Annotated in this window: 1 rRNA gene; it reads left to right on the forward strand. The window is 57.4% G+C overall.

Annotation, left to right across the window (positions count from 1 at the left end):
* Positions 1-235, forward strand: a 23S ribosomal RNA gene (locus tag PV403_RS25410); the annotation flags it as partial.

Consider the following 235-nt stretch of genomic DNA (forward strand, 5'->3'; position numbering starts at 1 on the left):
ATGGGTGATGGCGTGCCTTTTGTAGAATGAACCGGCGAGTTACGTTCCCGTGCAAGGTTAAGGTGAAAAGCCGTAGCCGCAGCGAAAGCGAGTCTGAATAGGGCGACATAGTACGTGGACGTAGACCCGAAACCGTGTGATCTACCCCTGTCCAGGGTGAAGGTGCGGTAACACGCACTGGAGGCCCGAACCCACGCACGTTGAAAAGTGCGGGGATGAGGTGGGGGTAGCGGAG

The organism is Paenibacillus sp. GYB006, from assembly GCF_036577645.1.
Lineage (GTDB): Bacteria > Bacillota > Bacilli > Paenibacillales > Paenibacillaceae > Paenibacillus.